The 19574-nt window shown below is 60.6% G+C and carries 16 protein-coding genes; 8 read left to right on the forward strand and 8 right to left on the reverse strand.

The features are described from left to right. The first annotated feature begins 6 nt into the window (after positions 1 to 6). Positions 7 to 1071 carry a DNA polymerase III subunit delta gene (holA, locus tag B3R00_RS08120; protein ID WP_286998571.1) on the forward strand — a complete coding sequence of 355 codons (1065 nt, stop codon included), beginning with the start codon at positions 7 to 9 and terminating at the stop codon, positions 1069 to 1071. Positions 1072 to 1261: 190 nt separating this feature from the next. Here the strand turns inward: holA and B3R00_RS08125 are convergent, their stop codons facing one another. Beyond that, complete coding sequence (locus tag B3R00_RS08125) at positions 1262 to 2182, reverse strand: phosphoribosylaminoimidazolesuccinocarboxamide synthase (protein ID WP_284213701.1); 921 nt, start codon at positions 2180 to 2182, stop codon at positions 1262 to 1264. Between the two features lie 386 nt (positions 2183 to 2568). Between B3R00_RS08125 and hpf the strand changes: the two genes are divergently transcribed. The 3 genes from hpf to hprK all read left to right on the forward strand — a co-directional run bounded on the left by hpf (position 2569) and on the right by hprK (position 4537). Beyond that, positions 2569 to 2916: a ribosome hibernation-promoting factor, HPF/YfiA family gene (hpf, locus tag B3R00_RS08130; RefSeq protein ID WP_219163113.1), complete on the forward strand. Its 348-nt coding sequence runs from the start codon at positions 2569 to 2571 to the stop codon at positions 2914 to 2916. A gap of 129 nt (positions 2917 to 3045) precedes the next feature. Then, on the forward strand, positions 3046 to 3516 hold the full coding sequence (locus B3R00_RS08135) for a PTS sugar transporter subunit IIA (RefSeq protein WP_219163115.1): 471 nt from the start codon (positions 3046 to 3048) through the stop codon (positions 3514 to 3516). A 52-nt stretch (positions 3517 to 3568) separates the two neighbouring features. Further along, a complete protein-coding gene (gene hprK / locus B3R00_RS08140) occupies positions 3569 to 4537 on the forward strand; it encodes an HPr(Ser) kinase/phosphatase (RefSeq protein WP_174863556.1) in 969 nt (322 codons plus the stop codon). A 76-nt stretch (positions 4538 to 4613) separates the two neighbouring features. Here the strand turns inward: hprK and fur are convergent, their stop codons facing one another. After that, positions 4614 to 5042 (reverse strand): ferric iron uptake transcriptional regulator, encoded by a 429-nt coding sequence (gene fur, locus B3R00_RS08145; RefSeq protein WP_284213699.1) that lies wholly within the window; start codon positions 5040 to 5042, stop codon positions 4614 to 4616. A gap of 149 nt (positions 5043 to 5191) precedes the next feature. On the opposite strand from fur, the gene B3R00_RS08150 reads away from it, so the two are divergent. After that, the gene (locus B3R00_RS08150) at positions 5192 to 5734 is read left to right on the forward strand and encodes an outer membrane protein assembly factor BamE (RefSeq protein WP_219163119.1); all 543 of its coding nucleotides are present in this window, start codon (positions 5192 to 5194) and stop codon (positions 5732 to 5734) included. Positions 5735 to 5823: 89 nt separating this feature from the next. Next, positions 5824 to 6645: a 4-hydroxy-tetrahydrodipicolinate reductase gene (gene dapB / locus B3R00_RS08155; protein WP_286998574.1), complete on the forward strand. Its 822-nt coding sequence runs from the start codon at positions 5824 to 5826 to the stop codon at positions 6643 to 6645. A 56-nt stretch (positions 6646 to 6701) separates the two neighbouring features. On the opposite strand, the gene B3R00_RS08160 is transcribed toward dapB, so the two are convergent. The 3 genes from B3R00_RS08160 to B3R00_RS08170 all read right to left on the reverse strand — a co-directional run bounded on the left by B3R00_RS08160 (position 6702) and on the right by B3R00_RS08170 (position 10257). Further along, entirely contained in the window at positions 6702 to 8048 is a 1347-nt protein-coding gene (locus B3R00_RS08160) for a diguanylate cyclase (protein WP_286998575.1), read from the reverse strand. Positions 8049 to 8228: 180 nt separating this feature from the next. Further along, positions 8229 to 8789, reverse strand: coding sequence for a single-stranded DNA-binding protein (gene ssb / locus B3R00_RS08165; protein ID WP_219163171.1), 561 nt, complete (start codon positions 8787 to 8789; stop codon positions 8229 to 8231). A 292-nt stretch (positions 8790 to 9081) separates the two neighbouring features. Further along, positions 9082 to 10257, reverse strand: a complete 1176-nt coding sequence (locus tag B3R00_RS08170; RefSeq protein ID WP_286998686.1) for an MFS transporter — start codon at positions 10255 to 10257, stop codon at positions 9082 to 9084. Positions 10258 to 10562: 305 nt separating this feature from the next. Here B3R00_RS08170 and uvrA point away from each other — a divergent pair, with 305 nt between their 5' ends. Then, positions 10563 to 13493: an excinuclease ABC subunit UvrA gene (uvrA, locus tag B3R00_RS08175; protein ID WP_286998687.1), complete on the forward strand. Its 2931-nt coding sequence runs from the start codon at positions 10563 to 10565 to the stop codon at positions 13491 to 13493. A gap of 175 nt (positions 13494 to 13668) precedes the next feature. Here uvrA and B3R00_RS08180 read toward each other — a convergent pair whose 3' ends face one another. Further along, positions 13669 to 15669 carry a methyl-accepting chemotaxis protein gene (locus B3R00_RS08180; protein WP_286998576.1) on the reverse strand — a complete coding sequence of 667 codons (2001 nt, stop codon included), beginning with the start codon at positions 15667 to 15669 and terminating at the stop codon, positions 13669 to 13671. Positions 15670 to 15916: 247 nt separating this feature from the next. On the opposite strand from B3R00_RS08180, the gene B3R00_RS08185 reads away from it, so the two are divergent. Beyond that, positions 15917 to 17059 (forward strand): NAD(P)/FAD-dependent oxidoreductase, encoded by a 1143-nt coding sequence (locus B3R00_RS08185; RefSeq protein ID WP_286998577.1) that lies wholly within the window; start codon positions 15917 to 15919, stop codon positions 17057 to 17059. 159 nt (positions 17060 to 17218) lie between these two features. Here B3R00_RS08185 and B3R00_RS08190 read toward each other — a convergent pair whose 3' ends face one another. Then, positions 17219 to 18199: a Bug family tripartite tricarboxylate transporter substrate binding protein gene (locus B3R00_RS08190; RefSeq protein WP_286998578.1), complete on the reverse strand. Its 981-nt coding sequence runs from the start codon at positions 18197 to 18199 to the stop codon at positions 17219 to 17221. A gap of 243 nt (positions 18200 to 18442) precedes the next feature. After that, positions 18443 to 19507, reverse strand: coding sequence for a class II fructose-bisphosphate aldolase (gene fba, locus B3R00_RS08195; RefSeq protein WP_286998579.1), 1065 nt, complete (start codon positions 19505 to 19507; stop codon positions 18443 to 18445). Between the last annotated feature and the right edge of the window lie 67 nt (positions 19508 to 19574).

Below are 19574 nucleotides of genomic sequence, written 5' to 3' on the forward strand. Positions count from 1 at the left end.
GCGCCCATGCAACTGGCACTGAACCAACTGGCCGCACACCTCACCAAGGGTCTGCGGCCTTTGTACACCTTGCACGGCGATGAGCCGCTGCAGCTGCAAGAGGCGGCCGATGCCATTCGCGCCGCTGCCCGCGCAGCGGGCCATACCGAGCGCAGCGTGCACACCGTGCAAGGCGCGCACTTTGACTGGAGCACGGTACTGGCCGCTGGCGGCAGCCTGAGCCTGTTTGCCGACAAGCAGCTGGTGGAGCTGCGCATTCCTTCCGGCAAGCCCGGCAAAGACGGCAGCGTGGCCATCCAGCAGTTGGCCGCCCATACGGCGCACGACGAGAACACGCTGACCATCGTCACCTTGCCGCGCCTGGATGCCGCCACCAAAAAAGGTGCCTGGTTTGCCGCGCTGGAGGCGCATGGCGCCACCATTCAGATCGACCCGATTGAGCGCGCCGCGCTGCCGCAGTGGATTGCCCAGCGCCTGGCACGCCAGAACCAGCGTGTCGCCTCGGGCGAGGATGGCCAGCGCACGCTGCAGTTTTTCGCCGACCGGGTAGAAGGCAACCTGCTGGCCGCCCACCAGGAGATCCAGAAGCTCGGCCTGCTGCAGCCCGAGGGTGAGTTGAGCTTTGAAGTGGTGGAGCAAGCCGTGCTGAACGTGGCGCGCTATGACGTGTTCAAGCTGTCGAAAGCCATCCTCTCAGGCAATCTGACACGCGCCATGCGCATGCTGGACGGTCTGCAGGCCGAAGGCACGGCCGAGGTGCTGGTGCACTGGACGTTGGCAGAAGACATCCGCAACCTGCAGCGCGTCAAAAACGCCCAAGCCAGCGGCCAGCCACTGCCCATGGTGCTGCGCAGTCTGCGCATCTGGGGTACCAAGGAAAAGCTGTTCGAGCGCGTGGTGCCGCGCCTCACCCCCAACGCCGCGGTGCGCCTGCTGCATTCCGCCCACGTGGTAGATGGCATCGTCAAAGGCCTGCCCGCCGATGGCTGGCCGCGTGACAGCTGGCAAGCCCTGCGCAAACTGACCATGGACATGGTGGCTGCGCTGCAAGGCCCGCCTGCACGGCGCTAGCCCGCTAAAAAAAGTAGCTGCCAGCGCTTTGATTACCTGCTTTTTCAATGCTTTTCATATTGAAAACATTGTCCATCCAGCGCAAGCAGCTCTTCTTTTTAAATCTTGCATGGAATGCAGCCCATAAAAAAAGCAGCCTCGCGGCTGCTTTTTCGCATCTGCTGGGGCCGGTCATAGCGGCCATCCACGCTCAGGCCATCAGGCGCTCCAGCGCTTCACGGTACTTGGCAGCGGTCTTCTCGATCACCTCCTGGGGCAGGCGCGGCGCAGGCGCTGTCTTGTCCCACAAGCGGCCATTGACCTTGGCCTGCTCCAGCCAGTCGCGCACAAACTGCTTGTCGTAGCTGGGGGGGTTCACACCCGCCTTCAGTGCTTCTTCATAACCTTCCACGGGCCAGTAGCGCGAGCTGTCGGGCGTCAGCACTTCGTCCATCAGCACCAGCTCGCCGTCTTCAGTCAGGCCAAATTCAAACTTGGTATCGGCAATGATCAGGCCCTTGGTCAAGGCGATGTCTGCTGCTTCCTTGTAGATGCGAATGGCGGTGTCACGAATCTTGGAAGCCAGCTCTTCGCCCACCATCTCCACCGTGCGCTCGTAGGTGATGTTTTCGTCGTGGTCACCCATTTCAGCCTTGGCGGCGGGGGTGTAGATGGGCTCGGGCAACTTGGCCGAATTCACCAAGCCAGCGGGCAGCTTCACACCGCAGACCGCTTGCGATTCCTGGTATTCCTTCCAGCCGCTGCCAGCCAGATAGCCGCGCACCACCGCTTCAATCATCACCGGCTTGAGGCGTTTGACCAGCATGGAGCGGCCTTCCACCTGCTTGACTTCCTCGGGTGTGACCACGGACTCGGGCGCTTCGCCGGTCAGGTGATTGGGGCAGATGTGGCCCAGCTTGTCGAACCAGAACAGCGCCATCTGCGTCAGCAGCACGCCCTTGCCGGGGATGGGCTCGCCCATGATGACGTCAAAGGCCGACAGACGGTCCGATGCCACCATCAAGATGCGGTCATCGCCCACGGCGTAGTTGTCACGCACCTTGCCGCGCGCCAGTAGCCGCAGGGAAGTGATGTTGGAGGTGTGCAAAGCGGAAGTCGTGGGCTGTGTCATGAGAGGGCAGACAAAAAGAATTCGAAACGATGCAAAACCACCACCCTCCCAGAGGGCAGGCATTGCGCCGATACGGGATTTTAGAGCCTGACTGCCGCGCACAAAGCGGACAATCTCGACTGCTTCGATGTCGATGCCGATCATGATTGACGAGCTGCCGCCTTGGCAGCCGTCATCAGCAAAAACACCTCATTTTGCGCCGTTTTGGTGGATGCGTCTGCCAGCGCACCATTTCCCAGCAAAGCGTACCGAAATGCCGTTGCACACTTGTTCACACAGGCGCATAGTGAACCGCAAGCGATGAATGCGCATTCAACCGCCACCCCTCGCCCAGCACAGACTGTGTGAAATTGCTTGGAAAACCTGAAAGCACAGGAGGTTGTTTTATGAACTTGACTATCAGCGGCCACCATTTGGAAGTTAGCCCCGCCTTGCGCGCTTACGTCATGGCCAAGCTAGAGCGTGTGCTGCGCCACTTTGATCAGGTGATTCACGTCAAGGTTCTGCTCTCCAAACACAATGAAGCCCAGAAAGAGCGCCGCCAGCGTGTGGAATGCAGCATTCACGTCAAAGGCAACGCCCTGCACGCTGGCAGCAAACACCTGAACCTGTATGCCGCGATTGATGAACTGGTGGACAAACTCGACCGCCAAATCGTGAGCCACAAAACGCGTATCCAAGGTTGGCGCAACGCGCCTGTCAAGCGTGAATTAGCCATGACGGCATTGGCCTGAAACGAAGTATCTTTTGCTCGGGCAAAGATTTAGGTAAAGTCCTAAGTGACAGGCCGCCTACTGGCGGCCTTTTTGCTCTAACGCACTGGAGTCCCGTTTCTGGTGTGTGCAATGCATAATAGTTTCCACATGAACCGTCTTGCCTCCATCCTGTCGCCCGCTCAAGTGCTCGTGAGCGTAGATGCCACCAGCAAAAAACGCGCTTTTGAAGAAGCAGGTCTCCTGTTCGAAGGGCTGCATGGCCTGTCTCGCGCGCTGATTACCGATAGCCTGTTCGCCCGCGAACGCCTGGGCTCCACCGGTTTGGGTCACGGCGTTGCCATCCCGCATGGGCGCATCAAGGGCTTGAAGGCCCCGATGGCAGCTGTGTTCCAGCTGGCACGCTCAATCGGCTTTGACGCACCGGATGAGCAACCTGTGCAACTGCTGATTTTCCTGCTGGTACCCGAAGCCGCAACGCAGCAGCACCTGGAAATTCTGTCGGAGATTGCAGAACTGCTCAGCGACAGCCATTTGCGCGAATCCCTCAAAGCCTCCACCGATGCAACGGCATTGCACCAATTGATTGCAGGCTGGACCTCGGCCGCTGCCGCCTCTTAATTGAACCCCTTGCTTGCCCGCCCAAGGCGTGCAAGCTTCTGAGGCACTGCCCATGCGCCACAAAGCCATTAATGCCAACCGGCTCTTCGAAGCTTTTCGCGACACTTTACGCTGGGAGTGGCAAGCAGGCCTTGGCGCGTCCGAGCGCCGCTTCGATGAGATGGCGGTGCGCTCTGCACGCTCGGGCGCCGACTTGGTCGGTTACCTTAACTACATCCATCCTTACCGCCTGCAAGTGCTGGGCGAGCGCGAAGTGGCCTATCTGCAAAATGCCACCGACGAAGATTGCGCCCGCCGCATTGCCCGCATAGTGAAGCTGGAGCCTCCCGTCTTGGTGCTGGCAGACGGGCAGACTGCGCCCCAAGCACTGCTCACCATGTGTGAGCAGGCGCAGATCCCCATGTTTTCGACCACCGAGGCCTCTGCCTTTGTGATCGATGTGCTGCGCGCCTACCTGTCCAAGCACTTTGCGGACCGCACCACCATGCACGGCGTGTTCATGGATATCTTGGGCATGGGCGTGATGATTACGGGCGAATCCGGCCTGGGCAAAAGCGAGTTGGGGCTGGAGCTGATCACCCGGGGGAATGGTTTGGTGGCCGATGATGCGGTGGATCTCTATCGCATCAACCAGACCACCATCGAAGGCAAGTGCCCAGAGCTGCTGCAAAACCTGCTGGAAGTGCGCGGGATTGGCCTGCTAGATATTCGTGCCATCTTTGGTGAAACCGCAGTGCGCCGCAAAATGCGCCTCAAACTGATTGTGCACTTGGTGCGCAAAGAGACCATGGAGCGCGAGTACGAACGCTTGCCCCAAGAGCCACTTACACAAGACGTACTCGGTATTCTGGTGCGCAAAGTGGTGATCCCTGTGACGGCAGGGCGCAATATTGCCGTGCTGGTGGAGGCTGCTGTGCGCAACAGCATTTTGCAATTGCGCGGCATTGATACCTACCAAGAATTTGTAGAGCGCCACCGCAAGGCCATGGAGCGTGACATGGGCAAAGGCGCTGCACACTGATCACGGATGCGGGCAGGACAAACCAAAAAGGCATCCATGATGGATGCCTTTTTTATGGAGCCCCCACCGCCAGCGATTAACGCTTGGGAATACGGGTTACGCAATCTGCGCATTGCCCATAGAGCGACATGGAGTGATCCTGGATGCTCCAGCCCATTTGGTCTGCAATCATCTGCTGACGCTTTTCAATTTCCGGGTCGTAAAACTCTTCCACCTTGCCACACGCGGTGCAAACAAAGTGATCGTGGTGCTGCCCCTCATTGAGCTCGTACACCGCTTTGCCACTCTCAAAATTGCTGCGCAGCAAAATACCAGCCTGCTCAAACTGCGTCAGCACCCGGTACACCGTCGCCAAACCGATGTCCGAGCGCTCATCCAGCAGGACACGGAACACATCTTCCGCTGTCATGTGGCGTTGTTTGCCCGTTTGGAAAATCTCCAAAATTTTCAGACGCGGCAATGTCGCTTTCAGGCCCGTATTTTTAAGGTCGTCAATATTCTTCATGGCATAAGTAGAGAGTGGGTGTCTGGCACAAGCTTACGACACTCGTGTCTGACATCAAAACAGCCCGAATACGGGCTGACGCGTCGTGCATCAGTCCAAGCGAAACCTGCCGCTACAATGGGGCAGATCATATCCTTGGCTTATTACCCATGCATGTACAAGCTCGTTGTCGCCTTCGGGTGGCGCTGACTCTGTCTCTCGCCTCACTCTTGGCTGCATGCAGCAGCATTGGCGAAAGCACACGTAACGCCATGAGCGCCATCACCCCTTACAAGGTGGAAGTGGTGCAAGGCAATTTTGTCTCCAGTGAACAAGTCCAAGCCCTGCAGCCCGGCATGAGCCGCCAGCAGGTGCGTGAAATTTTGGGGACGCCTTTGGTGACCAGCGTGTTTCACGCAGACCGTTGGGAATATGTATTCACCATCAAGCGCCAAGGCGTGCAAGCGCAAAGCCGCAAGCTGACGGTGTTCTTCGAGGGCGAGCGTTTTGTGCGCGCTGAAGGCGATGAAATGCCGTCGGAAGCTGAGTTTGTCGCAACGTTGGGCAAGCCTACCGGCAAGATCAAGGTGCCTGAGTTGCAAGCCACCGAAGCACAGTTGGCCAAATTCCCTGTGGCGAAAAAGGCGGCCGATGACACTGCTGCGCAGGCCCCCCAGCCCCAGCGCAGCTACCCGCCCTTGGAAAGCCGCTGAGCTTTCGTGTAACCCTGTGCTGTCTACAGGCCGCTCCGCCCTTGGGTGCCAGAGCGGCCTTGTGCGTTTGATACCCTGACTGGATTGTTATGACCTCGACCTCTTCCTCCCCCTTGCGCGTGGCTGTTGCTGGTGCATCTGGCCGCATGGGCCGCATGCTGGTGGAAGCCATTCAACACAGCAGCGACTGCGTGCTGACGGCGGCTTTGGATCTGCCTGGCAGCCCTGCACTGGGCACCGATGCGGCCGCTTTTTTGGGCCAGTCCAGCGGCGCCATCATCGAAAGCGACCTGCGCAGCGCGCTGTCCAAGGCCGACTTTCTGATTGACTTCACCCGTCCCGAAGGCACGATGGCCCATTTGGCCGTGTGCGCTGAACTAGGGGTCAAGGTGGTGATTGGCACCACCGGCTTTAACGATGCCCAAAAGGCCGAAATTGCGGCTTTTGCGCAAAAAACAGCCATCATGCTGGCTCCCAACATGAGCGTGGGTGTGAACGTCACCCTCAAGCTGCTGGAAATGGCCGCCAAGGCCTTGAACACAGGCTATGACATTGAAATCGTCGAGGCGCACCACAAGCACAAGGTAGATGCGCCGTCGGGCACGGCCATCAAGATGGGAGAGGTGATTGCCGAAGCCCAGGGTACCCAACTGGAAGATCGCGCGGTGTATGAGCGCTTTGGCCACACCGGCGAGCGCAAGGAAAACACCATCGGTTTTGCCACCGTACGCGGCGGCGATATCGTGGGCGACCACACGGTGCTGTTTGCCGGCACTGGTGAGCGCGTAGAAATCTCCCACAAGTCCAGCAGCCGTGCTGGCTATGCAGACGGCAGCCTGCGCGCCGTGCGTTTTTTGGCCGGCCAACGCACCGGCCAGTTCGACATGTTTGATGTGCTGAACCTGCGTTAAACCCATGCACCTACAAAAAAACCTGCAGCATGCTGCAGGTTTTTTTGCTTGGGGGCTTAAGCGATCACTACGCGGTTGCGCCCTGCTGCCTTGGCACGGTACAGCGCCTCATCGCTTTGGCGCAAGATCCGCTGATAGTCAGGATGGCCGTCAAAGGTTGCAATGCCTGCGCTGATGGTGATGCTGCAGTGTTGGTTCTGCGGCAGATGAAAGACTTCTCGCTCAATCTGCGCGCGCAACTTCTCGGCCACACTGACCGCACCATTCAACGACGTATCCACCAGCAACAGCAAAAATTCTTCCCCGCCCAAGCGGAATAAATAGTCTCCCCCACGGATGTTGTTACCCAGCACCGTCGCGGCTTGCTGCAGCACCATATCGCCCCCTTCGTGGCCATATTGGTCATTCACTTTTTTGAAGTGATCAATGTCCACGCTCACGACGCTAAAGACCGAGGCATTCTGGCGCGCATACTGCACTTCTTTCGTGAGCACCACTGGCAGAAATTTGCGATTGAGCAATTGCGTGAGCACATCACGCCCGGCATCCAGTTCGGTGTTCTGCGCAAACAATCCCTCCAAACTCATGGCGATATGCCGCGCCTGCTCTCGAAGTTGCAGCAAAGGCGCGGTGACTGCTGCACCCTTGGCTTTCATCAGCGCAGGTAAAAGCTCGGTATCGATGCGCTCCATGGCTTCCAGAATGCTCTGACAGGCTGGAGCCCCATGAAAAACATCCACCCCTTTATGGCGAAACCACAGGCCAAAGTCTGAGGTGGCCAAGCTACTCAAGGGCTGGCTTTCGGCGCCCATGGCGTGCAAATACAGACACTGGTTTTCCCAGTCCAGCAACTCTGCACGACGCTGTTCACGCACCGTGGCCAAGTTTTGCGTCATGGTGAACAGGCGGTAGGCCTCTTGGGTGCGCGAGTTGCTGTCGCGCGACACGACATAGCCTTGCGACATCAGCTCCATGGCATGGTCAATCACCGTGCTGGCCAATTGCATGACCTGGTACTGCCCAGCGACCGCCTCTTGCTGCAAAGCGGCGCGCAAGCCTTCTTTCAAGCTTCGGGCGCCACGCAGCACCACATGCACCGGCACATCAATGCGCGCATGCACCTCGCCAATTTTGATTTGGTGCGCCACCAAGGCTTCCAAATCGTCTTCAGGCTGGGCACCCAAGACCTGCAAGATCCATTGGCGCATGGAGGCCATCAAACGCGTATGCACTTGCTCATGGGAGAGCATGCCTGCAGCGGTTTCGTCCTCCAGCATCACCCGGTAAAAATGCTGGGCCAAAATTTCGTTGTGGGACTGGGCAACACGTGCCAGTGCTGCACGGGGCGCGGCATCAAAGCCTTCTAGCAAGCGGCGCCACTCACTGGCGTAGAGAGAAAACATCGGCAGAGATACGCTGACAATAAAACGGAGGAAAGAGCCGCAGTCTCTCCCAGAAACTCACAGGGCGAAGCCTTTGCCCCCTAAACCCCCGCAAATACCCTGGACTAAAAAAGCCCATGCGATCACTCACATGGGCTTGTCTTGGGCAGCGCCCGGTGGGCAGTGCTTGGGGGAACGCTTTTAAAACGGGATATCGTCATCCATATCGTCAAAGCCCGACGCAGCACGCTGGGGAGGTGGCGCCATGGGTGCAGGGGCTGCCGCGGGCGGTGCCATGCGCTGGGCAGGCGCTGGGCGCGCTGCGGGGGCGGGGGCCTGACGGCGGGGCGCTTCGTAGCCACCGCTGTCGCCATAACCGGCATCATCGCCATAGCCTTGGTTTTGCTGGCCGCCGCCCATACCCTGGCGGCTGCCCAGCATTTGCATGCTGTCGGCACGGATTTCGGTGGCGTAACGCTCTTGGCCGGTGGCTTGGTCGGTCCACTTGCGGGTGCGCAGGCTGCCTTCTACATAGACTTGGCTGCCCTTGCGCAGGTATTGACCCACGATCTCGGCCAGACGGCCGTTGAACACCACGCGGTGCCACTCGGTGGATTCTTTGTTCTCACCGGTGTTCTTGTCGCGCCAGCGGTCGGTGGTGGCGATGGTGACGTTGGCCACTTGGTCCCCGCTGGGGAAGGTGCGCATTTCAGGGTCGCGACCCAGATTGCCAACGATGATGACTTTATTGACGGATGCCATGGTGAAAAATCCTGTGCTGGTAGTTCGGGCGATAAAGGGGAGGCCCCGAACCAAATCAAGTGAGTACAGCCCCTCCGACAGGCCGCAGGAGAGGCAGCTTAACGCATGTTTTCAGGCCCTGCACGCCGATTGAGTTTGAGCGGGCTCCCCGCATGCAGCGCGTGGTGCTGGAGCGACGGATGACTAAAAAACAATAGCTGATAGCGCGCTTATTTCAATAACTTCAAGTCGCTTTGATATTGAAGTTATTTATTTGCAAGCGCTAGCAGCTATGGTTTTTGGGGTTTTTGAACTATCCGTGGCGCCCCACCGGGCGCAGCGGCCAAGTCAGCACCAGCCAAAGCACCATCAGCACCGTGGTGGCGGTAAACAGCGCAGGCATGCCGCCCCACTTGGCCAGCACGCCGCCCAAAAAGCCCCCGGCAAACAGGCCCAGCGACTGCAGCGTGTTGTAGGCCCCCAGGGCCGCGCCCCGCAAATGGGCGGGCGCCATGCGCGAGACCAGGCTGGGCTGGCTGGCTTCCAGCACGTTAAAGCCGACAAAGAACAAGAACATCAGCACGCCCATCAGCGCCAGCGGGGGCTGGCTGCTGGCCTGCGCCACGGCACCCAGACCGATTTGCACCACCAGCACCAAGCCGATAGCGCCGAGCAGCGCGGCGCGCAGCTTGCCTTTGCGCTCCATGGAAAACAGGCCGCCCATGGCCACAAACGACAGCACGACCGCGGGCAAATACAGCTTCCAGTGCCCGTCTTTGGCCAGCCCGGCAGACACCAGCAAGGCCGGCACCGCCACCCACATGGCCATTTGCACGGTGTGCAAGATGAAGACCCCGGCATTCAACCGCAGCAAATCCTTGTGTTGCAGCAACTCTGCCGGGCGGCCACGCGGGGCGTTGCTTTGTTGCGCAGGCTCAGCAGGTACCACCCACAGCACCACCGCAATGCCAGCCAGCGCCAGGGCAAACGTCAGCCCGAAAATGCCCGACAGCCCCACCCATGCCGCCAGCAGGGGGCTGAGTACCAACGCCAGTGCAAACATCAAGCCGATGGAGCCTCCCACCATGGCCATGGCCTTGGTGCGCACGCTGTCGCGGGTTAAATCGGAGATCAACGCCGTCACGGCGGCCGACACGGCGCCCGCACCTTGCAGAGCGCGGCCCACCATCAGCCCAGTCAGCGAATCTGCCAGCGCGGCCACCAGGCTGCCAATCGCAAACACCGCCAGCCCGCCCACGATGATGCGCTTGCGCCCCCAGCGGTCGGACGCCATGCCCAGCGGCAGCTGGAACACGGCCTGCGTCAGCCCGTACAGCCCCATCGCCAGCCCCACCATGGCGGCATCGTTGCCGCCGGGGTACTTGCTGGCCTCTAGGGCAAACACCGGCAGCACCAAAAACAGCCCCAGCATGCGCAGCGCAAAAATCAACGCCAAGCTGCCGCTGGCGCGCAGCTCTTGCGAGGTCATCGTGCTGCTGGCTGCAGCTTGGGGGGTGGCAGAAAGGGATTCGTTGTGGGCTTGGGACACGCGCTAAACCAAGAAGGGGACGGCACAAAAAAGCCGCACGTGGCGGCTTGCGAGACCGAGTACGCCCGGTCTGCAGCAAGCCCTTATTGTCGGTGATTGGGCGCAGCGCTGCTACACATGCGCTGGGCCAAGTGTCTATGATGGATGATTTTTCCCTTACACCTCGCTCCTTCGTGACTGCAGCTTCGACACCTTCCCTGCCAGCAGATGCGCCAGACACCACAGGGCGCTACCTGGGCCAAGCCATGGGGCATCCGCGCATCAGCATTCGCGGCGCTCGCACGCACAACCTCAAAAACATTGATCTGGACATTCCCCGCAACCAGCTGGTGGTGATCACCGGCTTGTCGGGTTCTGGCAAGTCCAGTCTGGCGTTTGACACGCTGTATGCCGAAGGCCAGCGGCGCTACGTGGAAAGCCTCTCGGCCTATGCGCGCCAGTTTCTGGGGCAGCTGGACAAGCCCGATGTCGATTTGATTGAGGGCCTCTCGCCCGCGATTGCGATTGAGCAAAAGGCCGCCAGCCACAACCCGCGCTCCACGGTGGGCACGATCACCGAGATCAACGACTACCTGCGCCTGCTGTTTGCCCGCGCGGGCACGCCGTATTGCCCCGAGCACAACTTGCCGCTGCAGGCGCAAACCATCAGCCAGATGGTGGACGCCATCCTTGCCTTGCCAGAGGGCACCAAGCTGATGCTGATCGCCCCCGTGGCACGCAGCCGCAAAGGCGACTTTGCCGAGCTGTTTGCGCAAATGCAGGCGCAAGGCTATATCCGCTTTCGCATCAACGGCAATGTGGTGGATGCGGCGGATTTGCAACCGCTGGACAAGCACCAGAAGCACGACATTGACGTGGTGGTGGACCGCATCAAGGTGCGCCCTGATCTGCACCAGCGCTTGGCCGAAAGCCTGGAAGCAGCCCTGCGCATTGGGGGCGAAGCCGCCAGCGGCCGCGTACTGGCCGTGGACATGGATTCGGGCCAAGAGCACGTTTTCAGCAGCCGCTTTGCCTGCCCGCTGTGCACGTATTCGCTGGAAGAGCTGGAGCCGCGCCTGTTTTCCTTCAACTCGCCCATGGGCGCCTGCCCCACCTGCGATGGACTGGGGGTGAGCGATGATTTCGACCCCGACAAGGTGGTGCCATTCCCCTCGATCAGCGTGGCCAATGGCGCCATCCATGGTTGGGATCGCCGCAACAGCACCTATTTCACCCTGCTGCAAAGCATTGCCCAGCACTATGGCCAAGATGTAGAGGCCCCGTTTGAAAGCTGGCCAGCGGCGGTACAAAAAGTGGTGCTCTGGGGCTCTGGCAGTGAAAAAATTGCCTTCACCTACGAAGGCGATGGCAAGCCCACGGTGGTCGAACATGTGTTCGAAGGCGTGATTCCCAACATGGCGCGCCGCCTGCGCGAGACCGACTCGCAAATCATCCGCGATGATTTGGCCCGCCTGCGCAGCACACGCTGCTGCCCCGACTGCCAGGGCACACGGCTGCGCCGTGAAGCACGCTTTGTGCGCGTGGGTGAAGGGGCGCAATCGCGTGCCATCTACCAGGTCAACGCCAGCACCTTGGCGCAGGCGCACCAATGGTTCACCACGCTGAAACTGCAAGGCAACAAAGCCGATATTGCCGAGAAGGTGGTGCACGAGATCGCCGCGCGCCTGCGCTTTTTGCTGGATGTGGGACTGAACTATTTGAGCCTGGACCGCAGCGCAGACACGCTGTCGGGGGGAGAGTCGCAACGCATTCGCCTGGCCAGCCAAATTGGCAGTGGCCTGACGGGGGTGATGTATGTGCTGGACGAACCCAGCATTGGCCTGCACCAGCGCGACAACGACCGCCTGATTGCCACGCTGCAGCACCTGCGCAATATTGGCAACAGCGTGATCGTGGTGGAGCACGACGAAGACATGATGCGCGCCGCAGACTGCCTGATCGACATGGGCCCTGGCGCAGGGGTGCATGGCGGCCAGGTCATGGCCATGGGTACGTTCGATGCGGTCAAAGCCAACCCACAATCGCCCACGGGCCAGTATCTGAGTGGCGCCAAATGCATTGCGGTGCCCGCAAAGCGCACGCCCTGGCTGCCCGTGAAAGTGGAGGATGCCAGCGCCCAACCCGCAGGCGGCTTTCCGTCGGTGCCCGGCACTGCAGCCGCAACCCACCACCACGCCCTGCAAAGCCTGCGTGTGGTGGGAGCCAGCGGCCACAATCTGCAAGCGGTGACGGTGGAATTCCCCGTGGGCCTGCTGACCTGTGTGACCGGGGTGTCTGGCTCGGGCAAATCCACCTTGGTCAATGACACGCTGTACGCCGAAGTTGCCCGCCAGCTGCACCGCGCAGGGACGGAGCCGGCGCCCTTCCAGGCCTTGGAAGGGCTACAGTACTTCGACAAAGTCATCAACGTCGACCAGGCGCCGATTGGCCGTACACCGCGCAGCAATCCAGCCACCTACACCGGCTTGTTTGCCCCCATCCGCGAACTGTTCACCGAAACCAGCACCGCCCGCGAACGCGGCTACGGCCCCGGGCGCTTTAGCTTTAACGTGGCCGGCGGCCGCTGCGAGGCCTGCCAGGGCGACGGCATGATCAAGGTGGAAATGCACTTTCTGCCCGATGTTTATGTGCCTTGCGACATCTGCCACGGCAAGCGCTACAACCGCGAAACGCTGCAAGTGCAGTGGAAGGGCAAGAACATTGCCGATGTGCTGGGCATGACCGTGGAAGACGCGCACGCCTTTTTCAAAGACGTGCCCAGCATTGCGCGCAAGCTGCAAACGCTGCTGGATGTGGGGCTGGGCTATATCCGCCTGGGGCAAAGCGCCACCACGCTCTCGGGCGGGGAGGCCCAGCGCGTGAAACTGGCGCAAGAGCTGTCCAAACGCGACACCGGCCGCACGCTCTACATCCTGGACGAGCCCACCACCGGCCTGCACTTTGCCGATGTGGAGCTGCTGCTCAAAGTGCTGCACCAGCTGCGCGATGCCGGCAACACCATCGTGGTGATTGAGCACAACCTCGACGTGATCAAAACCGCGGACTGGATCATCGACATGGGCCCCGAAGGGGGCGCAGGCGGTGGCTATGTGGTCACCACCGGCACCCCCGAGCAGGTGGCTGCCCATCCAGACAGCCACACGGGCCACTACCTCCAGAGCTATTTAAAGCGTTAGGCTTTCAAGATTAAGAGCAGGCAGCGCTTGCATTGAAAGGCTTTCCGCATGGTTTGGCTTGCGATGGCTGATACAACCTACGCCAGCCGCTCTCATTAACGATCAACCGCATTCGTTGCCGCACCACAAAAAAGGAGCCCTCAGGCTCCTTTTTTTATCGCTGCGCTGCGGAGCGTTACGCCCACTGCAGCGCCTCACGATGCGCTGCGCCTGAAGATCGGCCCTGCACGGCTTCGCTGGCTGCACTGCCATCCCAGCGGAAGAGCGAAACGGCGCGCACCAGCTCCTGGCCTTGCAGGTTCAGGCTGTTGGCGGCGGCGGCCATTTCTTCGACCAGGGCTGCGTTTTGCTGCGTGGCATGGTCCATTTGCGTGACCGCTTCGCCCACCTGCGCCACCCCGTTGGCCTGCTCCTGGCTGGCGCTGCTGATGGCCGACACGATGTCGTTGACCTTCTGAATCGCCGTCACCACATCGCCCATGGTATTGCCGGCTTTTTGCACCAGCACATTCCCCTCACCCACCCGCGAGACACTGGTGTCGATCAGGTGCTTGATCTGCTTGGCCGCCTCGGCGCTGCGCTGCGCCAGCGAGCGCACTTCGCTGGCCACCACGGCAAAGCCGCGGCCCTGCTCACCCGCCCGCGCGGCTTCCACCGCGGCATTGAGCGCCAGGATGTTGGTCTGGAAGGCAATGCCATCGATCACGCTGATGATGTCGGCAATCTGGCGGCTGCTGTCGTTGATGCCCTGCATGGTCTGCACCACCTGGGCCACCACATCGCCGCCCTGCACCGCCACATCGCGCGCCGCGCCGGCCAGCAAACTGGCTTCGCGGGCGTTGTCGGCGTTGTTGCGCACCGTGGCGCTGAGCTGCTCCATGGACGCCGCGGTTTCTTCGAGCGCGCTGGCCTGCTGTTCGGTGCGGCCCGACAGATCCATATTGCCTTGGGCAATCTCCGCGCTGGCCAGCGCCACGCTGTCGGCGCCGCTGCGCACCTGCGCCACCATGGGGCGCAAGTGCGCCCGCATGGCGTACTGGGCCTGCAGCAACTCGCCCACTTCATTGCTGCCAACGGGGCTGTCGCTCCCACTCAAATCCCCTTCAGAAACCGCTTGCGCCAGTTGCACGGCTTGCCGCAAGGGCACGGTGACAGAGCGCACAAACACCAGCGCCAAGCCCAAGGCCAGCAGCAGCGCCAGGGCCATCAGTGCCAGCACGGTGATGAGTTGCTGGCGGTGCGCCCGCTCTTCGTCGCGCAGCGATTGAGCCAGCAGTGCCGAGCCATCGGTCACCAGCGCGTTGACGGCCTCAATGGTGCGTGTGAGCGTGTCAAAGAAGAGGGGGGCAGCCAGCGTCAGCTCAGGCGCTTCAATCAACTGCTCCTTGGCCATTTGGAGGCTCTCATTCGTCAATGCGGCCACCTGCTTGACCTGCGGCGCCATGCGCGTGCGAAAGTCTGCGTTCAAATCCATGGCGCGCTGGATGGAGTAGCCCGCTGCGGCCTGTACCTCCACCACGCGGCGCTGCAGCGCCCGCAGCGCACCGCGGTTTTCAGGGGGTAACTGGCCTTGGGCCAAAAAGCCTGCACCCTGGCCGCGCAGCAAGCCCAGGTTTTCTGTCAGCTGCGGGGCCTGCATCATCACGGCCTGGATCAGCGCCTGGTTGTCGGCATGCGGCGTGGTGCTCAGGCTGTAGGCGTGCAGCAGCGCCTCATTCAGATGCAGCAACTGGCCCACCAGCTGGGTGTGCTGCGCCATGCTTTGTGGTGCGGCAATGCTGCGGCTGTCCACGGCTTTTTCCAGGCTTTGCCAGGTTGTCACCAGCTGCTGCAGTTGCTGCTGCAAGGCGCTGGGTGCCTCGGCCTCACGCAGCGCGGCCTGGGCTTGGTTCAAATGCTGGTTCACAGCATCGCGGATCGCAGGCCGACGCGCGGCCATGGTGCTGTCGCCGCCCAGCATGGCGGCGGAGGTACCGCGGTGCACCTGCAGGCGTTGCACGGCTGCATTGACGGCCATCAGCGAGGGCATGCCCAGGGCTTCCTGGCGTGCCTGGCGCAGTTCCGTCAGCACATCCTCGGCGTACAAAGCGAGTGGAATAGCGGTCATCACCAAAGCGATCAGACCCAGAATAGAGAACTTGTGCGCCAAGCGCAGCCGATGGAGCCAATGTGTCATGCAAAGCGTGCGGCGGTGACAGTGGTTGCAAACCGGTCGACCACCTTGAGGTAACAGAATGTAGTGTTTTCCAGTATGGACTTTGCGTTTTGTTTTAGAGGTCTTCAATGCGCGAATGCAGGGGCAATTGCGCCCAAGGCTTGACCCATATCAAGCAACCGTTTGCACCCTCAGCGCGGGTTCCCTCACATGCAAGCCCCGCTGGGGGGTGTAAGGTTTCACACTGGATTGATCCGAAAGATGCAAGATGACTGATACAACATGGCATGTGGTGGTGGTGGGTGCGGGCATGGCCGGTGCTTCGGTGGGCTGGCAGCTGGCCCAAGCCGGACAGCGCGTGCTGCTGCTGGAGCGCGAAAGCCAGCCCGGCTATCACACCACCGGGCGTTCGGCCGCCCTGTTTGAAGAGCATTACGGCCCCGAGCAAGTGCAGGCGCTGACGCGCGCCAGCCGGGCGTTTTATGAGCACCCGCCGGCCGGGTTTGTGGACACGCCCATCCTGCATCCGCGCGGCGTGATGTATGTGGGCACGGCGGCGCACAAGTCGCTGATTGACGCCGCTTACACCGAGGCCGTGGAGCACTCGCCCGATGCCCAGCGCCTGGACGGCGATGCCTTGCGCGCCATTGTGCCGGTGCTCAATGCCAGCATCGTGGATGGCTTTGTGGACGATGGCGCACGCGACATCGATGTCAACGCCCTGCACCAAGGCTTTTTGCGCGGCCTGCGCCATGCCCATGGCGAGCTGTGGTGCAACGCAGAAGTGACCGCGCTCACGCACGACGGCAACACCCGCAGGTGGAGCATTACCTTGGCCGATGGCCGCAGCGTCCAGACCGCCATCGTGGTGAATGCGGCTGGCGCCTGGGCCGACGGGATTGGCGAGTTGGCCGGTGCCCGCGCCATTGGCCTGGTGCCGGCACGCCGCAGCGCCTTCACCTTTGCCGTGCCGGAGGGCATGGATGCCACGCACTGGCCCGCCGTCATCAGCGCAGACGAAAGCTTTTACTTCAAGCCCGACGCAGGCCAGCTGCTGGGCAGCCCCGCCAATGCCGATGCCACCTATCCGCACGATGTGCAACCCGAAGAGGAAGACATTGCCACCGGCATCTGGAACATTGAGCAAGCCACCACGCTGCAGATTCGTCGCCCCTCCCACACTTGGGCGGGCCTGCGCTCGTTTGTGGCCGATGGCGAGATGGTGATTGGCTGGGATGACACCGTGCCCAATCTGTTTTGGGTGGCGGCGCAAGGCGGCTACGGCATCCAAAGCGCTGCGGCTTACAGCTTGCTAGCGCGCAACCTGCTGCTGGACGAGCCCATCGATGAAAGCCTGCTGGATCAGGGCGTGAGGCTGGAAGCGCTAGAGCCGGTGCGGCTGCAAAAATAAGAGCTTGCCGCGCTTACAAAATAAAGATTTCAGATAGAAAACAATCTAAAACCCTTGTTTGGCAAGCGCTAGCAGCTATGGTTTGCGCAGACCACAAAAAAGCCCGCAAGGCCAGAACCTTGCGGGCTTTTGACATCAGAGATGCAGGCGCGGGAGCTTTTACAGCTCGATCTTCGCAACGTCGATGATCTTCTTGTACTTGGCGATTTCGCCGTTGATGTACTTGCCAGCATCGGTCTTGCTGTCCATCACCGCAGCGCCCGCGTCTTCCATCTTCTTGCGGAACTCCGGCGCAGCCATGGTCTTGTCCAGTGCCGTCTTGAGCTTGGCGGCGATAGGCGCAGGCAAGTTCGCGGGCGCCATCATGGCAAACCACGAGTTGATGTCCACGTTCTTGAACTCAGGCGTTTCTGCCAGAGCAGGAATATCCGGGGTCGCTGCGTAGCGCTTGGCTTCGGTGGTGCCGATGGGCGTGACCTTGCCAGCCTTGATCAGCGGCAGGCCCGAAGACAGCACAAAAATGCCGTATTCGATGTTGTTGCCCAGCACGTCGTTGGTCAACGCAGGCACGCCGCGGTAAGGCACGTGCTGCATATCGATCTTGCCCTGGTCCTTCATCATCTCGCCAGCCAGGTGCAACGCAGTGCCGACCCCTGAGGAGCCGTAGCTGAACTTGGCAGGATTGGCCTTGACCGCCGCCACAAATTCCTTGGTGTTCTTCACACCAGCCTTGGCCGACGCCACCAGCACCATGGGCTGCGAAGCCACCATGCCGATGGGCGTGAAGTCAGAAATCTTGTACTTCACCGACTTGTTGATCTGGTTGGCAATGGCGATTTCGTTGTTCGCGCCCACCAGCAAGGTGTAGCCATCGGGCTTGGCATTGGCCACCTTTTGCGCGCCAATTGCACCACCTGCGCCGCCGAGGTTTTCCACCACCACGGTTTGGCCCAGATGCTTTTCAATTTCATTGGCCACCAGACGGCCCACCAAGTCGGTCGAGCCACCTGCGGGGTAACCCACCACGATGGTGACAGGCTTGTTAGGGTAGGACGCAGCATCATCTGCCAATGCGGTACCGGTTGCCAGCAGGGCTGCACCGCAAGCAATCAGCGTGCGACGAAGAATGGTTGTGCTCATAAAAGTTCCTTGTTGCTGCGATTGTGAACAACTTTCCACAGAGTTTGCATGAAGATATGCAATATTGACATGCCGAACCAGCAAGACCCTCCTCCAGATATTTGTTGCAAAAGTTAACAATCTCACGTAAAGGGCAGAGCGATTTCGCCGCTGCGAGCATAAAAAAACCCGCACGGCATCACCATGCGGGTTTTCTTCCAGCGCCCGGCACGCCTCAAGGCGGCAACGGGGTCAGGCAGGCAATTACTTCACCAGCTGGGCCAGCTCGCCTGCGGCGTACTTCTTGGCCATTTGCTCCAGGCTGTAGCCCTTGATCTTGGCAGCCTGGCCTTCGCAACCGAATTCCAGATAGCGTGCCTTGCACACTTGCTTGGCGGCTTCGCGCGCAGGCTTGAGCCATTCGCGGGCGTCGAACTTGTCGGGATTCTCGGCCAGGAACTTGCGCACCGCGCCCGTCATCGCCAGGCGGATGTCGGTGTCAATGTTCACCTTGCGCACGCCGTGCTTGATGGCTTCCTGGATTTCCGACACGGGCACGCCGTAGGTTTCCTTCATCTTGCCGCCGTACTGGTTGATGATGGCCAGCAACTCTTGGGGCACCGAAGAAGAGCCGTGCATCACCAAGTGGGTGTTGGGGATGCGGGCGTGGATTTCCTTGACGCGCTGGATGGACAGAATGTCACCGGTAGGGGGGCGGCTGAACTTGTACGCACCGTGGCTGGTGCCGATGGCAATCGCCAAGGCGTCCAGTTGGGTTTCGCGCACGAACACGGCGGCTTCTTCGGGGTCGGTCAGCATCTGGCTGTGGTCCAGCTTGCCTGCCGCGCCAATGCCGTCTTCTTCACCAGCATCGCCGGTTTCCAGGTTGCCTAGGCAGCCCAGCTCGCCTTCCACGGTGGCACCGATGGCATGGGCCATGGCCACCACTTGCTTGGTCACGTCCACGTTGTAGTCAAAAGACGAAGGCGTCTTGCCATCACCCATCAACGAGCCGTCCATCATCACCGAGCCAAAGCCCAATGCCAGCGCGCCGCGGCACACCTCGGGGGTGGTGCCGTGGTCTTGGTGCATCACCAGGGGGATGTGGGGGTACATCTCGGCAGCGGCCTGAATCAGGTGCTTGATGAAAGGCTCACCGGCGTACTTACGGGCACCGGCGGAGGCCTGCAAGATCACGGGTGCGCCGACTTCGTCTGCCGCCGACATCACGGCCTGAACTTGTTCCAGGTTGTTGACGTTAAAGGCGGGGATGCCATAGCCGTTTTCGGCGGCATGGTCGAGCATTTCACGCATCGAGATCAGAGGCATGGTCGTGGTCCGGTAAGGGTTGAGCTAAAAATTTTGTGCGGTGGTAACCGCATGGTAACTGGCGATT

Origin of the sequence: Comamonas sp. UBA7840 (genome assembly GCF_002501455.1) — a bacterium.
Taxonomy (GTDB): Bacteria; Pseudomonadota; Gammaproteobacteria; order Burkholderiales; family Burkholderiaceae_C; genus Comamonas; species Comamonas jiangduensis.

Excerpts from the sequence above, each read along its gene's own strand:
- holA (WP_286998571.1), top strand. The coding sequence starts at position 7 with ATGCAACTGGCACTGAACCAACTGGCCGCACACCTCACCAAGGGTCTG.
- B3R00_RS08125 (WP_284213701.1), bottom strand. The coding sequence starts at position 2,182 with ATGACACAGCCCACGACTTCCGCTTTGCACACCTCCAACATCACTTCC.
- hpf (WP_219163113.1), top strand. The coding sequence starts at position 2,569 with ATGAACTTGACTATCAGCGGCCACCATTTGGAAGTTAGCCCCGCCTTG.
- B3R00_RS08135 (WP_219163115.1), top strand. The coding sequence starts at position 3,046 with ATGAACCGTCTTGCCTCCATCCTGTCGCCCGCTCAAGTGCTCGTGAGC.
- hprK (WP_174863556.1), top strand. The coding sequence starts at position 3,569 with ATGCGCCACAAAGCCATTAATGCCAACCGGCTCTTCGAAGCTTTTCGC.
- fur (WP_284213699.1), bottom strand. The coding sequence starts at position 5,042 with ATGAAGAATATTGACGACCTTAAAAATACGGGCCTGAAAGCGACATTG.
- B3R00_RS08150 (WP_219163119.1), top strand. The coding sequence starts at position 5,192 with ATGCATGTACAAGCTCGTTGTCGCCTTCGGGTGGCGCTGACTCTGTCT.
- dapB (WP_286998574.1), top strand. The coding sequence starts at position 5,824 with ATGACCTCGACCTCTTCCTCCCCCTTGCGCGTGGCTGTTGCTGGTGCA.
- B3R00_RS08160 (WP_286998575.1), bottom strand. The coding sequence starts at position 8,048 with ATGTTTTCTCTCTACGCCAGTGAGTGGCGCCGCTTGCTAGAAGGCTTT.
- ssb (WP_219163171.1), bottom strand. The coding sequence starts at position 8,789 with ATGGCATCCGTCAATAAAGTCATCATCGTTGGCAATCTGGGTCGCGAC.
- B3R00_RS08170 (WP_286998686.1), bottom strand. The coding sequence starts at position 10,257 with ATGACCTCGCAAGAGCTGCGCGCCAGCGGCAGCTTGGCGTTGATTTTT.
- uvrA (WP_286998687.1), top strand. The coding sequence starts at position 10,563 with ATGGGGCATCCGCGCATCAGCATTCGCGGCGCTCGCACGCACAACCTC.
- B3R00_RS08180 (WP_286998576.1), bottom strand. The coding sequence starts at position 15,669 with ATGACACATTGGCTCCATCGGCTGCGCTTGGCGCACAAGTTCTCTATT.
- B3R00_RS08185 (WP_286998577.1), top strand. The coding sequence starts at position 15,917 with ATGACTGATACAACATGGCATGTGGTGGTGGTGGGTGCGGGCATGGCC.
- B3R00_RS08190 (WP_286998578.1), bottom strand. The coding sequence starts at position 18,199 with ATGAGCACAACCATTCTTCGTCGCACGCTGATTGCTTGCGGTGCAGCC.
- fba (WP_286998579.1), bottom strand. The coding sequence starts at position 19,507 with ATGCCTCTGATCTCGATGCGTGAAATGCTCGACCATGCCGCCGAAAAC.